General features: G+C 35.5%; 19 protein-coding genes and 1 other annotated feature. Of the genes, 5 read left to right on the forward strand and 14 right to left on the reverse strand.

Features of this window, described 5'->3' with window-relative positions:
* Positions 1-345: 345 nt before the first annotated feature.
* From V7014_RS03085 to argS, 14 genes are all read right to left on the reverse strand, one after another.
* Positions 346-1,803, reverse strand: a complete 1,458-nt coding sequence (locus tag V7014_RS03085; RefSeq protein ID WP_335504073.1) for an aldehyde dehydrogenase family protein — start codon at positions 1,801-1,803, stop codon at positions 346-348.
* A 310-nt stretch (positions 1,804-2,113) separates the two neighbouring features.
* Positions 2,114-3,415, reverse strand: coding sequence for a CitMHS family transporter (locus V7014_RS03090; protein ID WP_335504075.1), 1,302 nt, complete (start codon positions 3,413-3,415; stop codon positions 2,114-2,116).
* A 171-nt stretch (positions 3,416-3,586) separates the two neighbouring features.
* Positions 3,587-4,309: a response regulator gene (locus tag V7014_RS03095; RefSeq protein ID WP_335504077.1), complete on the reverse strand. Its 723-nt coding sequence runs from the start codon at positions 4,307-4,309 to the stop codon at positions 3,587-3,589.
* Between the two features lie 11 nt (positions 4,310-4,320).
* Positions 4,321-5,928, reverse strand: coding sequence for a sensor histidine kinase (locus V7014_RS03100; RefSeq protein ID WP_335504079.1), 1,608 nt, complete (start codon positions 5,926-5,928; stop codon positions 4,321-4,323).
* A gap of 362 nt (positions 5,929-6,290) precedes the next feature.
* Positions 6,291-6,770 (reverse strand): 23S rRNA (pseudouridine(1915)-N(3))-methyltransferase RlmH, encoded by a 480-nt coding sequence (gene rlmH / locus V7014_RS03105; RefSeq protein WP_335504081.1) that lies wholly within the window; start codon positions 6,768-6,770, stop codon positions 6,291-6,293.
* Between the two features lie 93 nt (positions 6,771-6,863).
* Positions 6,864-7,022 (reverse strand): CxxH/CxxC protein, encoded by a 159-nt coding sequence (locus tag V7014_RS03110; protein WP_335504083.1) that lies wholly within the window; start codon positions 7,020-7,022, stop codon positions 6,864-6,866.
* Between the two features lie 226 nt (positions 7,023-7,248).
* Positions 7,249-8,430, reverse strand: a complete 1,182-nt coding sequence (locus V7014_RS03115) for a S1C family serine protease (RefSeq protein ID WP_335504084.1) — start codon at positions 8,428-8,430, stop codon at positions 7,249-7,251.
* Positions 8,431-8,697: 267 nt separating this feature from the next.
* Positions 8,698-9,492: an MBL fold metallo-hydrolase gene (locus tag V7014_RS03120; RefSeq protein WP_335504086.1), complete on the reverse strand. Its 795-nt coding sequence runs from the start codon at positions 9,490-9,492 to the stop codon at positions 8,698-8,700.
* 6 nt (positions 9,493-9,498) lie between these two features.
* The gene (locus V7014_RS03125) at positions 9,499-10,332 is read right to left on the reverse strand and encodes a two-component system regulatory protein YycI (RefSeq protein ID WP_335504088.1); all 834 of its coding nucleotides are present in this window, start codon (positions 10,330-10,332) and stop codon (positions 9,499-9,501) included.
* Positions 10,319-11,668, reverse strand: coding sequence for a YycH family regulatory protein (locus tag V7014_RS03130; protein WP_335504090.1), 1,350 nt, complete (start codon positions 11,666-11,668; stop codon positions 10,319-10,321). Before V7014_RS03130 ends, V7014_RS03125 begins: the two co-directional genes overlap by 14 nt.
* On the reverse strand, positions 11,665-13,485 hold the full coding sequence (walK, locus tag V7014_RS03135; protein ID WP_335504092.1) for a cell wall metabolism sensor histidine kinase WalK: 1,821 nt from the start codon (positions 13,483-13,485) through the stop codon (positions 11,665-11,667). Before walK ends, V7014_RS03130 begins: the two co-directional genes overlap by 4 nt.
* 5 nt (positions 13,486-13,490) lie before the next feature.
* Positions 13,491-14,204, reverse strand: a complete 714-nt coding sequence (yycF, locus tag V7014_RS03140; RefSeq protein WP_335504094.1) for a response regulator YycF — start codon at positions 14,202-14,204, stop codon at positions 13,491-13,493.
* 334 nt (positions 14,205-14,538) lie between these two features.
* Positions 14,539-15,987: a M23 family metallopeptidase gene (locus V7014_RS03145; protein ID WP_335504096.1), complete on the reverse strand. Its 1,449-nt coding sequence runs from the start codon at positions 15,985-15,987 to the stop codon at positions 14,539-14,541.
* 342 nt (positions 15,988-16,329) lie between these two features.
* On the reverse strand, positions 16,330-18,018 hold the full coding sequence (gene argS, locus V7014_RS03150; RefSeq protein ID WP_335504098.1) for an arginine--tRNA ligase: 1,689 nt from the start codon (positions 18,016-18,018) through the stop codon (positions 16,330-16,332).
* A 51-nt stretch (positions 18,019-18,069) separates the two neighbouring features.
* Positions 18,070-18,279, reverse strand: a binding site (T-box leader).
* Positions 18,280-18,455: 176 nt separating this feature from the next.
* Between argS and argR the strand changes: the two genes are divergently transcribed.
* From argR to arcC, 5 genes are all read left to right on the forward strand, one after another.
* Positions 18,456-18,914, forward strand: coding sequence for an arginine repressor (argR, locus tag V7014_RS03155; protein WP_335504165.1), 459 nt, complete (start codon positions 18,456-18,458; stop codon positions 18,912-18,914).
* A gap of 369 nt (positions 18,915-19,283) precedes the next feature.
* Positions 19,284-20,516: an arginine deiminase gene (gene arcA / locus V7014_RS03160; protein WP_335504100.1), complete on the forward strand. Its 1,233-nt coding sequence runs from the start codon at positions 19,284-19,286 to the stop codon at positions 20,514-20,516.
* Between the two features lie 124 nt (positions 20,517-20,640).
* Complete coding sequence (gene argF, locus V7014_RS03165; RefSeq protein WP_335504102.1) at positions 20,641-21,648, forward strand: ornithine carbamoyltransferase; 1,008 nt, start codon at positions 20,641-20,643, stop codon at positions 21,646-21,648.
* A 349-nt stretch (positions 21,649-21,997) separates the two neighbouring features.
* Complete coding sequence (arcD, locus tag V7014_RS03170) at positions 21,998-23,413, forward strand: arginine-ornithine antiporter (protein ID WP_335504104.1); 1,416 nt, start codon at positions 21,998-22,000, stop codon at positions 23,411-23,413.
* Positions 23,414-23,441: 28 nt separating this feature from the next.
* The gene (gene arcC / locus V7014_RS03175; protein ID WP_335504106.1) at positions 23,442-24,392 is read left to right on the forward strand and encodes a carbamate kinase; all 951 of its coding nucleotides are present in this window, start codon (positions 23,442-23,444) and stop codon (positions 24,390-24,392) included.
* The last annotated feature ends 43 nt before the right edge of the window (positions 24,393-24,435 follow it).

A 24,435-nucleotide genomic window follows, 5' to 3' on the forward strand; every position in this document is an offset into this window, starting at 1 on the left:
TTAATACTATATATCGATAAAATTTCAAGCAGTAATGATATTGAAAATAAAAGATTTTTTTATTTTTAAATAGTTTCAGTATTTTATAAGGGAATACTATTTGAATGTTATTTGTAAGATTAATTGATGATCTAAGGCAACGAAAACCTAAAAATTGGTTCAGCAAACTACCTAGTGTCAATATATACACCCTATCATACTAAGATATAGCAAAAAAAGGCATTACCATGAGCATATCCCACAAAGGGAACTGCTATGATAACGCCCTCAATAAAAAAAAGGATGCCCCAAAATCTATACTTTTAGGACATCCTCTATTGACATTTTAAGATCGTGATCAGCAACTTAGAATGGATAGTTCATTGGTTTTACTTGGACAGATACCCATTTCGCCTGTGTAAATTCATCAATAATCCATGGATTACCGAAGCGGCCGATTCCGCTACCCTTCATACCGCCAAATGGAATATTGGAGAAGCAGTTAACAGTTTGGTCATTCACATGTGTCATACCAGCTTCAATTTGTACTGCGGTTTCTTCGCCACGTGCTAAATCACTTGTGAAAACAGCAGAACTTAAACCATATTCAGTGTCATTAGCAATTAGAATAGCTTCTTCATCAGAGGACGCTTTAATAAGTGACACAACTGGAGAAAAGAATTCTCTTCGTGCTAAACTACTATCATTTTTGACATTACCGAAGATGAATGGTGTTAGAATATTGCCTTCACGTTTACCCTCTAATAACAATTCATTGCCTTCCGCTTTTGCTTCTTCGATAAAGCCTAATACTTTATCCATTTGTGCATGGTTAATAAGCGGCCCAATGATTGTTGATGGATCTTTTGGATTACCATATGGAATTTGTTTTGCATGTTCTACAAACTTACTAGCGAATTCATCATATAGATCTTCATGTACAATGATACGATTAATACTCATACAAATTTGACCTTGGTGTAAGTATTTACCCATGATGGCCGATTTTACTGCTTGATCCACGTCTGCATCTTTCAACACAACGAATGGGTTATTTCCACCTAGTTCTAGTGCGGTACGTTTCAACAATTCTCCTGCAACTTTCCCAATATGTTTACCAACGCCAGTTGAACCTGTGAAGCTAATTAATTTTGAATGCGGATTGGTAATCATTGTATCTCCGATTTCAGGTATATCAGCAAGAATAGAATTGAATACACCTGCTGGAACGCCAGCTTCTTCAAATGCTTTTGCAATAACAGAGCCGCCTGAAATGCCTGTTTGAAGATCTGCTTTATGCACAACAGCATTCCCTAATGCTAATGCTGGTGCAATGGTACGCATAGATAAATATAGCGGGAAATTAAAAGGCGAAATAGATGAAATGACACCAAGTGGTAAGCGATAAACTTTATTCAATTTATCAGGAATAACTGATTCAACTGTTTTTACTTTGCCAACTTGGTCGACTATTTTTAATGATTCTTCTAAATCAGCAATAGTAAAGCTAACTTCTACATTACCTTTTAGTACACTACTACCAGACTCTAAAACTAATACATCAACAATTTCTTGTTGGTGTTCTTTAAAGTAAGCAATTACCTTTTCAATAACAGTTTTACGAAGTTCGGCATTTTTTGCCCATTCCTTTTGCGCTGTATTTGCTGCTTCAAATGCAGAATCTACTTGCGCTTTTGAAGCAATTGAAATATTAGCAACTACGGTATCATCAAATGGGTTTAAATCGTTATATGTACGACCAGTTTCCCCTTCAACCCATTCACCATTTATATAACTTTTGTTTAATGAAAAATATTGAGTCATAGAGAATCCCTCCAAATAGTAAGTAAAATTCAAGTCTTTCTACACGTTGTTAATATCTATTACAATACTAAAATAAATCTAATTGTTCACAATTTGTACAAATGATTACACTTATATAATGGACCTCTGTTCACAAACTTGCAACAATTTAGCTCTATTTTTATTCACTTATCTATTTGGAAATTTAAGTATTTTAATAATTTGTTATTGCATTTCTCATACATATTTTATATGAATGATTTCATATATTAATATAATTAAACTCTAGAGGTTCACGATTAAGTAATAAAGAAATACTTGACCCCTCTAATCAAGATCCAATTGAGATAACACCTAATACTAAGGCGGCAATCGTCATAACAGTTACTGTCCCAAAAGCCCATTTTATAGCAAATCGCTGTAAATCTCCGAATTCTGTGCCGACTAATCCAATCATTAAATGCGCAGCAGCTACTAGTGGACTAAGTACGTGTACAGGCTGTCCTATTAAAGATGCACGTGCAATTTCTGCTGCACTAATCCCGTAAGCTTCAGCGGTTTGTGCCAAGATTGGCAGAACCCCAAAATAAAAGGCATTATTAGACATGAAAAATGTAAATGGCGCACTTAAGAATGCAACAATAATCGCTAAATAAGGTCCTAACGCAGGCGGAATAATCGTTACTAAAGTTTGCGCCATCGCATCGACCATTTCTGTTCCAGACATAATGCCAGAGAAAATCCCAGCAGCAATAACAATTGAAACTACTGCCAATGCATTTCTAGAGTGTGAAAGTAATCGTTCTTGCTGTAGTGTTAAGTCTGGATAATTCACTACTAGTGCAATTGCCAATGCAATCATAAATAAAAGACCTAACGACATGAAATCTAGGATTAAGCAGACCATTAATGTAATCGTTAAAGCTAAGTTAAACCATACTAATTTTGGTCGTTTATAAGCTACTGTCCCTGTTAAACTTTCATCTAATTTTTCAGTTTCAGAGTCATCAATCTCAATTACTCCGATACGTTTACGTTCCATCATCCCTAATAAGAAGGCTGCTACAAGCACCCACACAAGTCCAAATGCCATTATTGGAATCATAGGAATAAATACTTCTGAAGAATCTAAGCCAAGAGAAGCCATTGCCATCGCAGAAGCTCCACCCCAAGGAGTCATATTCATAACCCCCATCGAAAGCATCGCCGTTGTAGCTAACACTAAACGATTCATCCCTAATCTCTTATATAAAGGCAATAAAGACGAAACCGTAATAATGTATGTAGTTGTTCCATCCCCATCTAATGCAACCATCATCGATAAAACGGCTGTCCCCATGACAATCTTTAGTGGATCTCCCTTTACTATCTGTAAAATTTTCTTAATTAATGGATCAAATAATCCGGTATCGATCATAATCCCAAAGTATAAAATCGCGAATAAAATCATAATTGCTGTCATAGCCACATTTTCTACGCCAGCTTCCATCATAGGACCTAAATCTTTGATAAAACCACCTAAAATAGCGAAAATAATCGGTACAATCATTATGGCTACTAAAGCCGACAGACGCTTTGCCATAATTAAATACATGAATACCGCTACCATAGCAAATCCTAAAAATGATAACATATATGCCCCTCCATTCGTTGACAACCCTAATTATTTTTTGAAAACGTTTTATTTTTAAAATATTAGCATTTTTTCGACAAAATTAAGGGATTTTGAATATATTATCTATTTTTTCTATTATCATCATTTTTTTCATATTTTTCACACACAAAAAAACAGCAAAAATGAGTCTTACTCATCTATTGCTGCTTGTTTTACACGCTTATACTTTCTTTCAGGTCTCCCTACACTACCGTAACCATTTTCCACTTCCATCTCATTTAAGGAAACGAGATATTCTAAATAGCGTCGTATCGTTGAATAGCTGATGCCAACTATTTGACTTAATTCATCTGCACTTATACTTGTTGCTAATATTTGAATATGATTTCTTACTAATTTTAATGTGTGCTTATCAATTCCCTTTGGATACGGAGCTTTCTGCTTCACCTGCTCAGGTACATCCTTTTGATTGGATTGAAATAATCGGTCGACATGCTCCTGATTCATAACATTATTTTTTTTCAACTTTTCTCGAACAGTCTTAAATCTATTTAAAGTTGCAATCAGTTTATCAATAATAATTGGCTTAATAAGATATCCAAAAGCTCCGCCACGAATAGCTTCACTCACAGTTTCTGTATCATTAGCTGCTGTAATCATAATGACATCAATTCCATGATATTTTTTACGAATTTCTCGTAATAGCTCAATCCCATTCATATCCGGTAAAAAAACATCCAATAAAATTAAATGTGGTTGAATCATATTTAAAATTTGCAAAGTCTGAGTGCCAGAACTTGCCGTAGCAATAACATGAAATCCTTCTAATTGATTCGTAAAGTGCTTGTAAATATTCACTGCATCCAAATCATCTTCGACAATGATTACATTAATCGTTGTATCATTTATCATTCCAGCCCCTCCTATTGAGCCCAAATTTCCTGCGGAATAACAATCGTAAATCGTGCTCCCCCAAGCTCACTTTTATCAATATAAATTTGTCCATTTAAGACTTCGAGTGCATTTTTTACAATTGCCAAACCTAAACCATGATTTTCACCTTGCTTTGACGTAAATCCTGTTTGAAAAATATGTTCTTCTAATTCAACAGGAATCCCTGGGCCGTTATCCTCAATATCAAAAACAATGTCCTTCCCTAAGTCCGTAAACGATACCTTTACTTGAGCGTTATGCCCACTATGTAATCTCGCCGCTTCCACCGCATTTTCTATCACATTACCAATCAGCGGTACAAAATGGTTCGATTTAACCTCATCGAACACAAAATCCAAGCGACTCTCCTCATCGATTGTTAGCTGCACATGCAACTCCTTTGCACGATTGACTTTCCCTAATAGACATGCCGCAATTAAAGGATCCTTTACCGATGTCATTAAAAAAGAAATAATATCCTGTCGTTCGCTTACTTCATTCGACACAATTTTTAACGCGCGATCATATTGCTGAAGCATTAATAAACCGTAAATCGTATTCAACTTGTTTAGAAATTCATGATTTTGAGCACGCATATTTTCTGTAAAATCACTAATTTTAGAAAATTCATTTGTTAGCTGCTTAATCTCTGACAGTGGACGAATCGTCAAAACAATTCCTTTGACACGATTATTAGCTGAAATAGGTGATGCATCAAGCACGTAAAGATTTTTATCAATTAGTAGCTTTTTGTTCGTTTGGGACTGATTGGATTCAATGACTTCATCAATGTAATTGTTCAATCTTCCCTCCGTAATTACAGAATCAATCATCAACGACTCACTGTAAAATAATCCCCGGGCTCGCTTATTCATTGACGTAATTTTCTTATCCGTATTCACTGTAATCGTTGCATCAGTAATCGATTCAATTGTCGCCTCTTTTTCTTTAAACATAAAGGAAATTTCCTCAGGCTCTAAACCAAATGTCAGTTTTTTTAACCGTCGAGCAATTAGAATCGCACCGCTAAATCCGATAATCAATGGAATAATAGCTAACTGAATTAGTTTTTGATGATAATCACCTATTTGTTTTTCTACATTGTTAATTAAAAATCCAACTGAAGACACACCTATGACATCCCCTTGCTCATTAAAAATAGGTGCCTTCGCTTTAATCGCTGGCCCTGATACACCATTTCCACTATAGATGATAGATTCTCCCTGTTGGAAAACAGGCTCATTACTTGTAGCTGTGGGTTTTCCGATGTTTTCAGGGTTGGGGTGGGAGTAACGAATGTTCTGTCGATTCGCAATCGTAACATAATCTGCATTTGTCGTGCGATGAATCTGCTCCGAAATCCTTTGAATGACCAAAGACGGATTTTCATCATCAAAGGCTTGGATAATTTCCTCATTTTGCGCAGCAAGCTCCGCCACTATCAAAGCCTGCTCCCCCATATACTGTTTAACAAGATTATCTATCATAAAAGAAAAGAGCACACTCACTAATACTGTGCTAATAAGGATCACCACAATAATTAGTAAAGTCATTTGTGTTAATAAATTCTTTTTAAAATACTTTCTCAAGACAGCCATTTCCTTCACGTCCTTATAGAAAACTCTATCAATAAAATGTGTATATAAAATGTTTTTACCATAAATAAAAACATTTAGAAATTCAAACGCTTATCTATTAGATCATAGACGAAACGTCGAAATTCTTCTCAACATTTTTCTTTTTTAAAGTCTTTCCATAATGAGGGAGGCAAAATATGAGTTATACTCTACTTTTTTATGTGATAATTTTTTAAAAAACTAATAGGTGTGCATCGCTGAGGCATATATTTAAGGAAACTGGATGCGTCCGGTCTTTTTTTTTTATCGTTTCTTTAATAAAGGAAAACAGCCCTACTAAATACTTAGTCGGACTGTTTCCTTAACAAATATTAAAAGCGCTATTACTTATGGTATGGTTCTCCCCGATTAATCCGAAAAGCCCGATAAATCTGCTCCACCAAAATCAACCTCATCAACTGATGAGGAAATGTCATTTTCGAGAAGCTCAACGTCTCATTACTACGTTTCATTACTTCATCACTTAAACCTAGCGATCCACCAATGACAAAAGCAATTTTACTCTTTCCGTACGTTGCTAATTTATCAAGATTTTCTGCTAGTTGTTCAGAGGTTTTCATGCTACCCTCAATAGCTAGTGCGATAACATGAGTATCAGGAGAAATTTTTGCTAAAATGCGTTCTCCTTCTTTTTGTTTGACGATCAGCATATCTGTTTCACTTAAATTTTCAGGTGCTTTTTCATCTGGTAGTTCAATAATATCTATTTTGGCATATGCTGAAAGTCTTTTCGTATATTCAGCAATGCCTTGTTTTAAATATTTTTCTTTTAATTTTCCTACGGTGATAATTGAGATATTCACAGGTATCCTCACTTTACAAACATATTACAAACAACTTGTCCACAGGACTTATCCACATATCCACATTAGATGTCCACATTTCGTATGGGAATATCAGTTCCCTACTACATATATAGCTTTATTATCACAATATTCACAGGTTGTGGACAACTTTTCTTCGTCTGTTAACTCCTTAAGCACTGGAGCTACTTCATGCTCATCCACCATAACATCTAGAGCTAATTCTACGTGTTCTTTACAACAATTAATCATATTTCTATCCTCCAATTAGTAGTGCTTCCCTACTTTTTATACATCTACAATAATTATATTTTTCTCAAAAATGCGAAATTTTATCCACAACTAGTAAAGTTATACACATCTTGTTCATCACACTAGTCATCATAGCATATATGCTAAAGTTATCAACAATAAGAAATGCAGAAAGATTCCTATAGCTTTATAAAAAAAGAGCCGCTTTCACGACTCTTTTCAGCTTCTATATTGTTTCACTTTCCTGTAATTTAATCGTCGCACTTTCCAATTTACCATTACGATAGAATTTTACTTTTAAGTCTTCACCAATCTTTTTGTCTTCATATAGATGTTTTCGGAAGGATACTAAATCTTTAATTTCCTTTCCATCCATTTCAACAATTACATCATATGGTTTTATTCCTGCTCTTGCTGCTGGTGAATTTGGTTGAACATCTACAATTGCCACACCAGTTGTTACTTTGGCTGGTAGCTTAAGTATATTTTCTCGATGATACTGTGTAATTTGTTCAACTGGTGCTAAGCTTACTCCAAGATATGGACGTTTGACTTCACCAAACTTCTCTATATCATCGATGATTGGAATTGCTGAGTTTATTGGAATAGATAGACCAATTCCTTCAACAGCTTGTTGTGCAATTTTCATGGAATTAATCCCAATCACTTGCCCTTTTAAATTCACAAGTGCACCACCACTATTACCAGGGTTAATGGCGGTATCCGTTTGAATTACTTCTGAATTCCAATCTACAATACCGTCCTCATTAATATCCATTTCAATGGTTCTCTCTAGCCCTGAAATAACGCCTTGCGTAACTGATCCAGAGAATTGCAAACCAAGTGGATTTCCAATTGCTAAAACAGGTTCACCTGGTTTTAGTGAAGAAGAATCACCAAATTCAGCAACTGTTTTTATTTTACTTGCATCTACTTGAATTACGGCTAAATCTGTCCACACATCACTTCCTAGTATTTTGGCTGGTATTTTTGTACCGTCTGAAAGTGATACTTCTAATTGTGAAGCACCTTCAATTACGTGGTGGTTGGTCACTATAAAAGCCTTTCCATCCTCTCTTTTGTAAACAACACCTGACCCTGTTCCAGCTTCTCCACCTTTAGATAAGATGGTGGCTTCTTGAATATTCGTAATACCAACAACCGCATCTGCTGCGATATCATAGGCTTCTGTTACGGCGCTTGTAATATTCACAGATACATTTTGTTTAGAACCTGACGTTTGATTTATACTATTTCCATTACCGCCAGTAGTAGAATTCATAAGTCCAAGTGCAGGAAGAACCGTTGCTACTAGAATACCGCCGATAATAACACCTATTAAAGCTGAGAAAAAATAGCCCCATTTACTTCCCGTATTTCTACTTGGTTTTTGATCGTAATAATCCAATTCTCTCAGTCCTTTCTTTCATTTCGTATTCTTAATTATTATAGCCGTTTTTTATCATTCTTAATTTCACCTTATTTTGTATAAAAAAAGCGCAGAGCATCCGTTTAAGGCCGTTTCAGCATTTCATAGTTGACTTGTTCACTAGGCGTTGGGTGCTCGGAGCTGGGCTTAGAACCGCTTTATTTAAAGTGATCAACAACGAATTTTTTTATATTTTCCTGGTAAACAATAAAAAAAGCGGATGCCCATTGGACATCCCCCTTATCCTTATACAGTTACTAATTCCGTCGCCACTTTCGGATCAGTATCATATAGTGAAAAACCATCACCTATAATGAAACCCTTACTTTCCAATGTTTGTGCAACAGACATACGAGCTAAATCTTTCATATTATTATCGAGACTTAAATGCGCCAAGTAAATGCGCTTAGTTTGGTCACCGATTACTTCACTCATCGCGAGAGCTGCATCCTCATTCGATACATGCCCTACGTCACTTAGAATTCTTCGCTTTACGCTCCACGGATAACGCCCCATTCGTAGCATGCCAACATCATGATTACTTTCAAATACAAAACAATCTGCATTGGCAATAACACCCTTCATACGATCACTCACATAGCCAGTATCCGTCATTAGTGCTACCTTCTTACCATTATGATGGAATACGTAAAACATTGGATCTGCAGCATCGTGAGAGACACCAAATGATTCAATGTCTAAGCTGCCAAATGTTTTGACCGTTCCCATATCAAATGTAAACTTCTGTTCGGTTGGAATTTCCCCTATTGAGCCTTCCATTGCATGCCACGTTTTTTCATTTGCGTAGATAGGTAGCTTATATTTACGAGCAATTACACCAAGACCTTTAATATGGTCACTATGCTCATGCGTAACTAGAACGCCGGTAAGATTTGAAAGATTTCTACCGATTTGCTGAAATAAACCTTCCATTCCTTTACCACTTAAGCCAGCATCTACTAGAAAACGCTGATCTTCCGCTTCTACATAAAACGCATTTCCCGTACTCCCGCTTGCGAGAACGCTAAAATGCATTGTCATGAATCTTCACTCCAATATTATTTGTTCTGAGCCATTTCCATTTTTATTCATTTCCTCGGAAACATCAGGCTCTTCTTCAAACTCAATAACTCTTCCATCTAGAGCATTTACAAACAAATCTTCTTTTTTGTCTACTTCAACATGCCATGTTGGTGTTAAGATATGCGATGCCGATGCATACTGAATTAAGTTTATATAGCCTAACTCCACATCTGTAATTTCACTATTAGACGGAATATGATCTTTGTAAAACAAGGCTTCAATTGCATTAATCGCCTTTACTACATCTTCTTGTTCGTTTGCTTGTTTATCAATATCTTCTAAATATGTTTGTTCATATGATTGAACTTGATTATCATTTATAGACAACACTAACTTAGCACTGTCATTATTATAAATCATCTTTTCGTTGTATGTTTGATAATAAATAATCGTACTTCCATCGACTTTCCAAAATCGATAACGGTCTCCATACAATACATTTTCTTTTACGAAATTATCTAATGCTTCAGAGTGGATCTTCTCTTCTAACTGAAATGGCTTATCTAATTTAGAATAAATCTTTTGTGGGCTTAATCTAGTCGCATCTTGATTTTTAAGCTTTTTTAAATCGTCATCTGAAAAATCTTTACTCTTTGCACTTAAATACTGTTCTTTATTCGTTTGTTTAGGCAATGTTTTATACGTAATACCATTTTCTTTTAAAGAATCTTCAATGGTCGATTCTGTCAAGTAATCATAATCACTAGAATCTTTCTTTTCAACATATTGATATAGAAGGAACATATTTAGAATAAGAAAAACAATAATGAAAATTGTTTTCGTTTTACTCCAATCCACGACCCATTCCTCCATTTTGATCAGACGTAAATTGTTCCCATTTCCCATCATATTTATAAAACCAAGCTGGTTCTAAGGAGACAAATAATGATTGAGTTTCTTCCATATCTTTTACCATTTTATAGCCGATCGTCAGATCCTGTAGTAATTCAGGCTCAAATTCAGGCTCAAATTCAGGTGATTTTTTTAGTTCTTGGAATATCTCTTCACCAGAAGGAAGCGTAACGGCATTTTTTTCTGATTGAAATGCAAAATCTAATGAAAAATATGGTCGACTATAATTACTTAATTCGTCATCTACCCAGGTTAGGACAATCTCAGACATACCTAAATCACTAAAAGTTGGCAATCCATTCACATATAATCGAAATACTGATTTCTGCTCCTCTTCATTTAGCTCCGCAAAGCGATAACTATCTTCCCATCCTGAATGTTCATTTATGAAAGAAATACTTCTTTCTATCAGGTCGGGTAATGCAGTTGCATAACTATACTTTAATCCGGGATTGACATATTCAAGTACCATCTTGTCGTTATACACCTTCATAATCGTTGATCCATCTGTAAATTCTTCTCCTCTAGTCGTTTTATCAGATTTCACAACAGTTGGGTCTGGAAATAGCGCATTTTTGAATTTACTTACATCCAATAGTTCTGCATGATATTTATATTTATAATATTGACCTTTATTTTCTGGTACATATAAGTACTTGCTTGCCGTAACCTGTATAACCTTATAATGGTCTAATTTTTTTGATTCCTCTTCCATTTGCCTTGCTAGATCTTTCAAATCGCTAGCACTTACACTAAACTTGTAAATACGTTGCTTCTCAGTAGAAACAAAATATACCTCGTTTTTTTCACCATTCTCCAATCCTGAACCAATTAGAATTCGATCAAACTCAATATTATCACCACGAAGTTCTCGGTCTTCTACCTTGATAACTTTTCGATAAAGAGAAAATGGAATACTATCAGTGAAGACTAATTCACTCATTCCTGTTTTATGAATGAAATCTTGGAATTTATGCGCTGGCACATTGCTAGTGACATCTTTAAAATCATAGAAAGTCCAATCGCTCATTTCATTTAAAACCATATTAATTGTTTCATCACTTGTACTTCCGTAATGATTTTCTTCATCATGAAACATGATTAATGAGGGTTTTATAATTTCTGATACCTGTTTCTTGTTCGAAATAGCTACTTCTGGAATTAAATTCTTTGGATCCATTGTTTCGATGTTAGGAGAATACGTCCATATACTCCACGTTAAAAATACACTAGAACTGACTAATAATGTGAGAACGATTGTCTTGATTGCTTCTTTATTCATAACCACTCATCCTCTTGGTCTAGATCATAAGGAAGCGTAAAGAAAATAGTTGTTCCTTTTCCTTCTTTACTTGTCGCCCAAATATTACCCCCATGAGCGACAACCATTTCTTTCGCTATAGCTAACCCTAGTCCAGTACCACCTAGATTTCTTGTACGAGCTTTATCTACTCTGTAGAATCGATCAAAAATTTTCTCTAATTTATCTTTAGGTATACCTACACCTTCATCTTGTATGCTAACTTCAATATATCCATCTAGTTCCTTTAAATTGAATGTGAGCTGACCACCTTCGGGAGAATATTTCATTGCATTGGAAATGGTATTATAAAGAACTTGCGTAATCTTATCCTCATCAATATCGACAAAAATTGCTTTCCGCGGTACATTACGCCTAAATGTAATATGACCTTCCTTACCAAGCTCAAAACGGTCAATAATATGATTAAAGAAATCGCTAAAATTCACCCAATCCTTCTTTAAACGATAGTCCTTACTATCCATTTTCGATAACTGTAATAAGTCGTTTACAAGTCGAATCATTCTTTCTGTTTCATTCTGTGTAACGCTTAAAAAGTTAGGAGCGATGGACTCATCTTTCCATGCACCATCCGCTAATGCTTCTAAATAACTTCGCATTGTCGTTAATGGCGTACGCAATTCGTGTGAAACATTTGCAACGAATTCACGACGCTCATAGTCGATCTTCTCTTGTTCTGTAATGTCGTGGAGAACTGTGATTAATCCATTTACAAATCCCGTTTCCTTTTGGATGACAGAGAAATTTGCTCGAAGAACATAATGCTCTTCAGACGTACTAAAATCGAGAATGAGCGAGTCTTGTTGATTAAGTAAGTCCTCGAACGAATAATCATCCTCTAATCCTAACAATGAAACGATTGGTATGGAAAGCACTGTTTCACGTGAAACATTTAATAATTGAGCAGCTGGTTCATTAATTAGAATAACTCTTCCTTTACGATCTGTAGCGATAACACCATCGGTCATATAGGCAAGAACCGACGATAGCTTCTTTCGCTCACCTTCTGTCGTAGATTGAGCATCTTGTAATTTTTTCGTCAAACTATTAAATGTAATAGCTAATTGACCAATTTCATCATCGCCATATACTTTAACTTTTCGTGAGAAATTACCTTTTGCCATAGCTAAAGCTTGTTTTCTCATATCAGACATAGGTCTTGTAATAGTCTGAGCGAGCAAGATTCCTAGAACCGCTGTTACTACAAGAGCAATAGCCGTTCCTGTCGCGAAAATACTATTAATTTCACGTAATTGAACAAATACATTTTCAATTTTTGCTTCTAAATAAATCGCACCAATCGTTTCACTTTTTGACTCAATTGGTTTTGATAAAACCCATACGCGGTTATTAGTATCTTGTTGTACTTTTACTGTACTGTTCTCTTTTCCTAGTGCTAGTGTTTGTTTAATCATTGTCTCTGTTGTTCTTTTCCCAACAATTCCTTGATTAGGATCAGATGTACCAATAATACGACTACGACTATCAATAACACGTACTTCATAAATATCATTCGATGCAAAATCAGCTAAAATAGATTGAATATCATCTTCTAAACTAGGTGATTTCTCATCCCGTTTTTCCAACATTTCTTCTTCGACGTTATACGCTAACAGATTTACTTTTTCTTCCATGGATTCCTGGAAGTTTTCAATGAGACGCTTTTCTAATCGATCAATAAAATAAACACCGATAATTTGCATCGCTACAAGAATAAGCAATACATATATCAAGACAAATTTTAAATGGATCGAACGAAAAAAACCTACTTTTTTCATTTGTTTTACTCCTGTTCAGGATTGCGTAAGTAATAGCCTACTCCTCTTCGTGTTACAATCCAACCCGGATGACTTGGATTATCTTCAATCTTTTCTCTTAAACGACGAACCGTAACATCCACTGTACGAACGTCACCGTAATAATCATAGCCCCATACTGTTTGAAGTAAGTGTTCACGTGTCATAACCTGTCCAATATGTCTCGCTAAGTAATGCAATAATTCAAACTCTCGATGTGTCAATTCAATTGTTTCTCCACGTTTTGAAACAACGTATGCATCTGGATGAATCGTTAAAGAACCGACTGATATTTCCTTCGTTTCTTCCTCTTCTTCCTGGCTTTGCGTTACTAGGGTTTGCTGTCTTCTTAAGTTAGCTTTAACACGTGCTAACAATTCGCGCGTACTAAATGGTTTAGTGACATAGTCATCCGCTCCAAGTTCAAGCCCTAGTACTTTATCTATTTCGGAATCTTTAGCGGTTAACATAATAATAGGTGTTTCATATTTTTTTCGTACTTCTCGACATACTTCCATGCCATCACGCCCCGGCAACATAATATCAAGTAAAATCAAATCTGGTTGAAGTTCTTCTACTTTAAGTAAGGCATCATTTCCGTCGTAAGCACAATGTACGTCAAAGCCCTCTTTCTTCAAATTAAATTCGATAATGTCTGCAATTGGTTTTTCATCGTCTACGACAAGGATCTTTTTCTCCATATTAAAATCTCCTTTAACTTATTATTTGGTTAAAAAATCATATATTAAAAACGCGATTTAATTGTGTGAAATAAAAACATGCCTACATAATACTTTATCATGATAGCATGTGTAATTCATCTTTTTATGCATTCTAACAACTCTTTCCTATAGAATAGCAAAAGCACCTGTTGGGCCTCTTATGTTCTTTTATGCTCTTCCTTTAATAAAATGATGATAATCAAGAGGTTGTTAAAATGCACTCGGGCTGTAGCTAGATATGATACAAAATTCATATGTATTCTCATTAAAACAGCCTCCGGAACCATTTTCCGAAGGCTGCTTGAATCTATTCTCACAAATAATCAAGCGGATTTGCAACACTACCATTCATGAATAATTCAAAATGTAAATGAACACCTGTTGAATCACCAGTAGAACCCATCACACCGATTTTTGTACCTGCTGTAATTGTTTGACCTGCTTGTACATTAATTGATGACATATGTGAATATGTAGTTTTCATTCCATTACCATGGTCGATTTCTACACGATTACCATAACCGCCATTATTATATCCAGCTGAAACAACTACCCCGTTATCTGCTGCTTTTATAGTTAAATCACTCGGTTGAGCAATATCAATTCCTTTGTGCATTTTACCCCAACGGTAACCAACCTCACTCGAAATATATCCACCAACAGTTGGCCATGTTAATTGTCCATTTCCTGTAGAAGGCGCTTCTTTCGTTCCTTTTATACGGACTTCTGGAACTGCATTCTTTGTCACTTCATCCGAAATAATATCTTGAGCTACTTGTTTACCATTTGTTTGTGTTACATAGTAGTGAGTCTCTTTTTCACCAGCTTGACCTGCTTGTTTAAGCTTAGAATCACCTTTGTTAAGATCATCTGACTCTACTACTTTGCGTTCATATGGAATAGCTTGATTCTTAAATAATTCTCTTTGAACAGTTACTTCAATTACAGGTTTAGGAACTGCTACTTTGACAGTTTGACCCACTTGTAAAAGAGAATCTTCTTTTAAACCAGGATTTAGCGTAAGAAGTTCATCGGTAGTTAACTGGTACGCTGCTGCAATGCTATCGATAGCATCGCTTTCTTTAACCGTATAGTTACTTACTTCATGAGAACCTTTATTTAAAAACGCTAATGCTGATGCTTCATCCATGATTTTTGTTGGATTTACAGCTACATCAGCAAATTCGATATCTTCTGATAATGTTAAGCTCTTAAGACGTGAACCTGAAGAAGTGAGTGGAGCTTCCTGTTCTTGCGTCTTATTTTCAAATTGCGCTAACTCTTCAGCAGATACATATTGAAGTGTAAACTGACGAAGAATTCGTTCTGCATCTTCTCTTGAGGCTACATAAGCTACTTCTTGCCCATCGACGATAAACGCTGTTGCTTGAGCTTCGATTTGAACATCATTCTTTAATGATTCAAGAGCGTTTGTATTGGCTTTATCATTATGAAAGATATTTTCTTCTATAAATGTAACATCTTGATCAACCTCTAAAAGCTTATCTGGGTAATTCTTTTTCACCTGATCCAGTTTTACAGAAAGATGTTGGTCTAATGCTTTTTTATCTTCTTCGGAAATTGTTCCGGCAAATTGTTCATTATTATAAACGTGATAAATCTTTTCAAGATCATCCGTTTTTTCTTCAGCAGCTGCTACTTGTTGAAAAGACAAAGAAGATAAAGCAATTGTTGTTACAATGACTGCTTTTTTCATCGTACTTGTATAATCTCCCAAGTCTAAATTTCTTAAAGAAAACACAAAAATTCCCCTTTCATTAGGACTGCTTTAAATCTATTTATACGAATCTCTTTAAATAACTTTTATACTTTAACATATTTTTTGGGGAATCTAAGAAACGTCGTTATAATGTAATACAACTGTATAATTGATAGGAAAATTTAACATAAGACTCTTTTTATTCCTATAAATTGTCATTTTCCAAGGAAAAATAGACTAGTTGAGAGTTACTTTTCAGTGAGATTACGACACATAGTAACATAATTGAAATAATACCGCACAACAAAACCCAATTTTTGGATTATACCTCATTAAAAAAGGTCAACCTGATTATACAGATTGACCTTTTTCTATCATTATTATTTACATTTCTTCTGGTGCAGCTATTCCTAATAAGCGTAAACCTTCTTGTAATGTAATCTTAACAGCCTTTACAAGTGCGAGTCTTGCTTGCAATGCCCCGTCCTCAAGAAGAATATGTGTATTACCATAATACTTATTAAAAGCTTGTGATAAATCAACAACATATTTCGCAATGACAGAAGGCTCTAACTGATTATTTGCCTTTTCGACAATTGAAGGGAATTTTTGTAGTTCTTTCACAACTTCCCAACTTAATTCATCTTGTAAAGCAAAGTTTGATTGTCCTTCTTGAAGTGATGATTTACGTAAGATTGAGCATGCACGTGTATGCGTGTATTGTACGTAAGGACCTGTTTCTCCTTCGAACTTCAACATATCTGTTAATGAATATTCAACGCTATTCATACGATCATTCTTCAAGTCGTGGAAGATTACCGCCCCAACACCAACTTGTTTAGCCACTTCTTCCTTATTAGGTAAATGAGGATTTTTCTCAATAATATTCTGTTCTGCTAATTTAATTGTTTCAGCAAGTACCTCTTCAAGAAGAATGATTTTACCTTTACGCGTTGACATCTTCTTACCATCTTTAAGGATTAAACCGAATGGAACATGCGTCATATCATCTGACCAATCGAATCCAAGTTTCTTTAATACAGCTTTAAGCTGTTTAAAATGAAGACTTTGCTCGTTTCCTACAACATATAATGATTTTGCAAAATCATATGTTTTTTTACGATAAAGAGCTGTTGCTAAGTCACGAGTAATATATAAAGTAGCTCCATCTGATTTAAGAATTAAGCAAGGTGGTAATTCTTCCTCTTCCAGTTTCACCACTTGCGCTCCTTTATCTTCTACTAACAAACCGCTATCTTTAATTAGTTGAATAGTCGCGCCCATCTTATCATTGTAGAAAGCTTCTCCATTATAGGAATCAAACGATATACCTAGAAGCTTATAGATTTTATTAAACTCTTGTAATGACTCTTCACGGAACCATTTCCATAGTTCTACTGCTTCTTGATCATGATCTTCTAGTTTCTTAAACCATTTACGGCCTTCATCTTCAAGTGAGGAATCATGCTCAGCTTCTTCATGAAACTGAATGTATAGCTTTAGAAGCTCTTTAATTGGTTCTTTACGAACAGCTTCTTCATTTCCCCATTTTTTATAGGCAACGATTAATTTACCAAATTGTGTTCCCCAATCACCAAGATGGTTTATTTTCAATGGTGTATAGTCACACTTCTCTACAATATTCGCTAATGCATTTCCTATTACTGTTGAACGTAAATGCCCCATAGAGAAAGGTTTAGCGATGTTAGGGGATGACATATCTATCGTCACATTGCGTCCATTACCAATGCTTAGATTTCCATAATCACTACCTTCTTTAACAATCTCGTTCAAAATGTCGTTACTTACAAGCCCTTTATTTAAGAAGAAGTTAACGTATGGACCGACAACTTCAACTTTTTCAAACTGTTGATGATTCAATTTTTCCACTAATTCCGATGAAATAAGCTGAGGAGCTTTTCTCATTGTTTTAGCTAGTGAAAAACATGGAAAAGCAAAATCTCCATGAGTAGAATACTTTGGCTTCTCTATTAATAGACTTACCTCTTCTTCTGATAGTGAACCATTTAATGCCTTACTGATGTTTTTAGCAACCATTTGTTGATAGTCCATACTAACCCTCCATTATTTTTATATAATAAAAAAACCCGTCTCTTTTATAAAAAAAGAGACGAGTCTAAATCCCGCGGTACCACTCTAATTGTTCAAATGAACCTCTTTATTTTTTAACGGGGCTAAAACCCCGGTTTGCTCTACTCCATTTCAAGCAAACATCTCAAAAGTGCGTTTCATTATAGAATTCAGACTAGGCTCCCACCATCCCTAGATCGCTTTACTTACTTCTATAACTACTCTCTTTTTCACTGACATTAATAATATGAATTTGTAAAGAGTATAACAGACTTCTCTACAAGCATCAACCAAATACGAATATTTCTAAAATTGCCTTAAAATTATCCTAATAATAAAGCTATAATATAAGTATACTAATATAATCCAATTATATACATACTAGTTAGGAGTGTTTTTTTATGAATTTAAATATGAATATGAGTAAAGAGAGAAGGCAGTACTTCTTAAAGCAGCTAATAACTGAGCAAGAAGTTGAAACACAAGAGCAACTAGTAATGCTATTAAATGAAAAAGGCATGGATGTCACACAAGCTACTATTTCAAGAGATATACGCGAATTAAACCTTGTTAAAGTGCCGTTGGCTTCTGGAAAATTCAAATATAGCTTTATTGCAGAAAACAACGATCATATTCAATATAAAAAATTACTTAAAAAAACGCAGGAAGTTGTTGTTAAGTTTGATTCTGTTGATAATCTGATCGTGCTAAAGACGCTTCCAGGTAATGCTCACGTTATTGGTGCACTCCTCGACAATGTAAACTGGGATGAAATGATGGGCTGTGTTTGTGGAAATGATACATGCCTTATAATTGCTAGGTCAAAAGACGAAGCAGACATTATATATAAACAACTAACAAAGACGAGCCTTGAATAGCTCGTCTTTTTTTTATGCCTATTATTAATTTGAATATTCTAACAATAAATAAATAGTATGGCTACTGAATAAATAAATAATTTAATTAGTTTTTCATTAGAAATATTCAGTAAATATTCAGTTCTCAAGGCTGAGTATTCATACATTTTCACTAACAACCTCTTATGAAAACGCTACCATTCAATAAGAATGCCTATTCTATATAGATTTCATTCATTCATAAACTTGCAAAAGGATGAATTGTATATTCCTAAAAGTGTCAGATATTTTGCAAACGGAGTATGGATTATTCCACATTTTATGATTTGGAGATGCCTTAATATAGGACTTGTAAGAAACATCACAAACTTAAGCAGGGAGGCAACACAAATGAATCACCCTATTCACGTTCATTCTGAGATCGGGAAACTAAAAACAGTCTTAGTTAAACGACCTGGTAGAGAATTAGAAAACCTTATTCCAGAATTATTGCCACAACTTTTGTTCGATGACATCCCTTACTTGAAGGTCATTCAAGAGGAGCATGATTTCTTCGCTAAAACACTTCGCGATAATGGAGCTGAAGTGTTATATCTTGAAAAATTAGCGAGTGAAGCATTACATACTGACGCATTAAAAACTGAATTTGTTGAAAAGATTTTAAATGAGTCACAAGCAAATGTAAATGGTTCATTCCAACACTTAAAAGAATACTTATTATCATTCTCAACAGAAGAAATGATAGACAAGATCATGAGTGGTGTTCGTAAAACTGAAATCGAAGCTAAAAAGAAAACACATTTATATGAGCTAATGGAAGACCACTATCCATTCTATCTAGATCCAATGCCAAACCTTTACTTTACACGTGACCCAGCAGCGTCAATCGGTAATGGTCTATCCATCAATAGAATGCGACAACCTGCCCGTCGTCGCGAATCACTATTCATGGAATACATTATAAATCATCATCCACGATTTGCAAACCATAATATTCCGGTTTGGTTAGATCGTAACTTCGACTTCCCTGTTGAAGGTGGAGATGAACTAGTTCTAAGCGAAGAAGTTATCGCAATCGGTGTATCTGAGCGTACTTCTGCAAAAGCTATTGAGCGCCTAGCTCTTAACCTATTCAGCAAGCAAGATAAAGTGAAGAAAGTATTAGCAATCGAAATTCCAAATTGCCGTGCATTCATGCACTTAGATACTGTATTCACTATGATTGACTATGATAAATTTACAATTCACCCTGCTATCCAAAGTCCTGAAGGTAAGATGAATGTCTATACTTTAGAAAAAGGACCAGATGCAGATCACTTAAAAATTACACATAGTGAAGATTTAAAACAAACACTAAAAGAAGCTTTAGGGTTAGATGAATTAGTATTAATTCCTTGTGGTGGCGGAGACGAAATCGTTGCAGCTCGTGAACAATGGAATGACGGTTCTAATACGTTAGCAATTTCTCCAGGCGTTGTTGTTACTTATGACCGCAACTACGTATCTAATGAATTATTACGTGAACACGGAGTTAAAGTAATCGAAGTAGCAAGTTCGGAAATGTCTCGCGGTCGTGGGGGCCCACGTTGCATGAGTATGCCTATCATTCGTGAAGATATTTAAGTGAGTTAAAGCTCCAGTATCCCCTCCCGGATACTGGAGCTCCATATAAAAACGATCCTTATTTAATCACATACAAAGATAAACAAATCAAACTCTTAATTTAAGTAAAAGGCGGGAAATGATCATGTTATCAACTAAACCAAACTTAAAAGGCAGAAGTTTTTTAGCAGAAAAAGATTTTACTGAAGAAGAATTCTTATACTTCATCGAATTGGCAGCTGAATTAAAAGATAAAAAGAAAAAAGGCATTCCTCACCGTTATTTAGATGGTAAAAACATTGCTTTATTATTCGAAAAACCTTCTACACGTACTCGCTGTGCATTCACAGTTGCTACGATCGACCTTGGAGCACATCCAGAATACCTTGGAAAAGGCGATATCCAATTAGGTAAAAAAGAATCTGTAGAAGATACAGCTAAAGTATTAGGCCGCATGTTCGATGGTATTGAATTCCGTGGATTCAAGCAAGAAACAGTTGAAGGTTTAGCTGAACATTCAGGTGTACCTGTATGGAACGGTCTAACTGATAAATGGCATCCAACACAAATGCTTGCAGACTTCTTAACAGTAAAAGAACATATCGGTCACTTAAAAGGCGTTAAGTTTGTCTATGTTGGTGATGGTCGTAATAACATGGCAAATAGTTTCCTAGTTGCAGGTGCAAAAGTAGGAATGGATATGCGTATTTGCGCACCAGAATCTTTATTCCCTGAACAAGAAATTATCGATCTTGCTAAAGAAATTGCTAAAGAAACAAATGGACGTATTACTGTAACAAGTGATATCGAAGCTGCGATTTCTGGCGCAGATGTTCTATACACAGACGTTTGGGTTTCTATGGGAGAAGAAGATAAATTTGCAGAAAGAATTGAATTATTAACTCCATACCAAGTAAATATGGAAATGGTTCGCAAAACTGGTAACGATAATGTTATTTTCTTACACTGCTTACCTGCTTTCCATGATACTGAAACACAATATGGTCTTGAAATGTTTGATAAACATTGTCTAAAAGAAATGGAAGTAACTGATGAAGTCTTCCGTAGCAGACATTCTCATGTCTTCGATCAAGCTGAAAACAGAATGCACACTATTAAAGCAGTAATGGCTGCAACTTTAGGCGATATCTAAAATTAGTAAAGCGGAAACGTCTGTTTAGTGACGTATCTTCTTTCACCCTCCGACTAAGATAAAGGAAAGTAAAATATGGAGAACGCCCTTTTATTAGCGAACAGCATAAGTCAATCCGGCTAGAAGATCGCTCCTTATCTTCTGGACGGATTAGCTTATGACCTCTAGCAGATTGCGTTCAGATCGTGACAACATGAAAAGCCAATAGGTGATTGAATGTTGACCTTTATAGGGAGGATGGTGAAGTCCAATAGGTGCTGGTCACTGGATTAGGCAGTATCTACTTAGAAAAAAAGGAGGAGGAACGCTCTTCCTTCTTTTTTTCTAAAACCTATATGAGGTGATTATAATGGCAGAAGATAAAAAGTTAGGTTTCTTTTCGTTAGTCGCACTGGTTATCGGTTCAATGATTGGTGGAGGAATTTTTAACTTAGCCAGCGATATGGCAGCAGGCGCGGGTGCCTTCGCAATTATTGTAGGCTGGGTTATTACAGGTATCGGGATGATCTCACTCGGTATGTCTTTCCAAAACTTAAATATGAAACGACCTGATTTAGATGGTGGTGTCTTTAGTTACGCAAGAGCGGGATTTGGAGACTTCATGGGCTTCAACAGTGCATGGGGTTACTGGTTATCAGCATTCCTAGGCAATGTCGCATACGGTACTTTATTATTCTCATCTATCGGCTACTTTATCCCTGTTTTCGAAGGTGGACAAAACGTTGCTTCTATTATTGGGGCAAGTATTATGTTATGGGGCGTACATTGCTTAATTCTACGAGGTGTTCACTCAGCAGCTATTATCAACTTAATTACTACAATTGCAAAACTGATTCCTGTACTTGTATTTATCGTAGCAGCAATCTTTGCATTTAATATTGATATTTTTACAGATGGTTTCTGGGGAGATGCAGGTTCATTCTCTTGGAGCGCAGTTGGAAGCCAAGTAAAAAGCACAATGCTTGTAACACTATGGGTATTTATTGGTATTGAAGGCGCAGTTGTATTCTCAAGTCGTGCAAAAAATCGTAAAGATGTAGGTAGAGCTACAATCGTTGGTCTTATCGGTACTCTAGTGATCTATATAATGATTACACTATTATCTCTTGGTGTAATGCATCAAGCTGATGTAGCTCAATTAGAAAATCCTTCAATGGCTTACTTATTAGAACATGTTGTCGGTAAATGGGGAGCTATATTAATTAATCTTGGATTAATTATCTCTGTTCTAGGTGCTTGGTTAGGTTGGACTCTACTTGCGAGTGAAATTCCATTCCTTGCTGCCAAAGACAAAGTATTCCCAAAATGGTTCAGTAAAGAAAATAAAAACAACGCCCCTGTTAATGCTCTTTGGTTAACAAACGGGTTAATTCAAATTTTCTTATTAACATTTATCGTTTCTGACCAAGCCTATACTTTTGCATATTCTTTAGCATCATCAGCTATTCTAATTCCATATGCTTTCTCTGCTTTCTACCAATTAAAACACAGCTTGCATTCTACGGATGCAGATCGCACTAAAAACATTATTGTTGGTGCAGTAGCAAGTGTTTACGGAGTATGGTTAGTTTACGCAGCAGGTCTAAACTACTTACTATTAACAATGATTTTATTCGCACCAGGTATCTTAGTTTTCCGTTGGGTGCAAAAAGAAAATGGCAAAGAGCGTACTTTTACAAAAGTAGAATTAGGAATTGCTATAGCATTCGTTGTGTTCGCTATTCTAGCAATCTATCAATTAGCAACAGGTCATATCACTATTTAATTGAAACATTATTGGAGGAATACTGATCATGAAAAGAAGAAAAGTAGTAATCGCACTAGGTGGTAATGCTATTCAATCAGGAGATGCTAGTGCAGAAGCACAGCAAGCAGCTTTAGAAAAAACAGCTGAACAATTAGCTAAATTTATCGAAAATGATGTGGATATTGTAATTGCTCATGGAAATGGACCTCAAGTAGGAAATATTCTACTTCAACAAAAAGCGGCTGACAGCGAAAAAAACCCAGCTATGCCTCTTGATACTTGTGGTGCAATGAGTCAAGGTATGATCGGCTACTGGATGCAAAATGCAATTGATAATATGTTGAAAAAGCATGGCATTAAACGTGATGTAGCAACTATTCTAACTCGTGTTGTCGTTGATGAAAATGATCCAGCATTCATGAATCCAACAAAGCCAATTGGACCTTTCTATACGGAAGAAGAAGCTGCACGTATTATGAAAGAAACAGGAGCTGTCTTTAAAGAAGATGCAGGTCGTGGTTGGAGGCGCGTTGTTCCATCGCCAAAGCCAGTAAGCATTCATGAACACCATATTATTAATTCACTAGTTGAGGATCGCGACATCGTTATTGCTGTTGGTGGTGGTGGTGTTCCAGTTATGGAAACTGAAAAAGACTTAATTGGAGTAGAAGCTGTTATCGATAAAGACTTTGCAGCTCAAAAACTAGCTGAATTGGTAGATGCTGATACACTAATCATTTTAACAGCTGTAGATAATGTATATGTAAACTTCAACAAACCAAATCAGAAGAAACTAGAACATACTACTGTTTCTGAATTGGAACAATATATTGAAGAAGAACAATTTGCTCCTGGTAGCATGCTCCCAAAAGTACAAGCTGCTATTGATTTCGCAAATTCTGGTAAAGAACGTCAAACAATTATTACATCTCTTGATCAAGCATATGAAGCATTAGAGGGCAGAGCTGGAACAATTGTATCAAAAAAAGCGTCTTAACTCTTGTATAAGTAACTAAAATGCGGCTGTCCGAAAAGTGATT

Source organism: Bacillus sp. JJ722 (assembly GCF_036963345.1).
Classification (GTDB): domain Bacteria; phylum Bacillota; class Bacilli; order Bacillales; family DSM-1321; genus Bacillus_AD.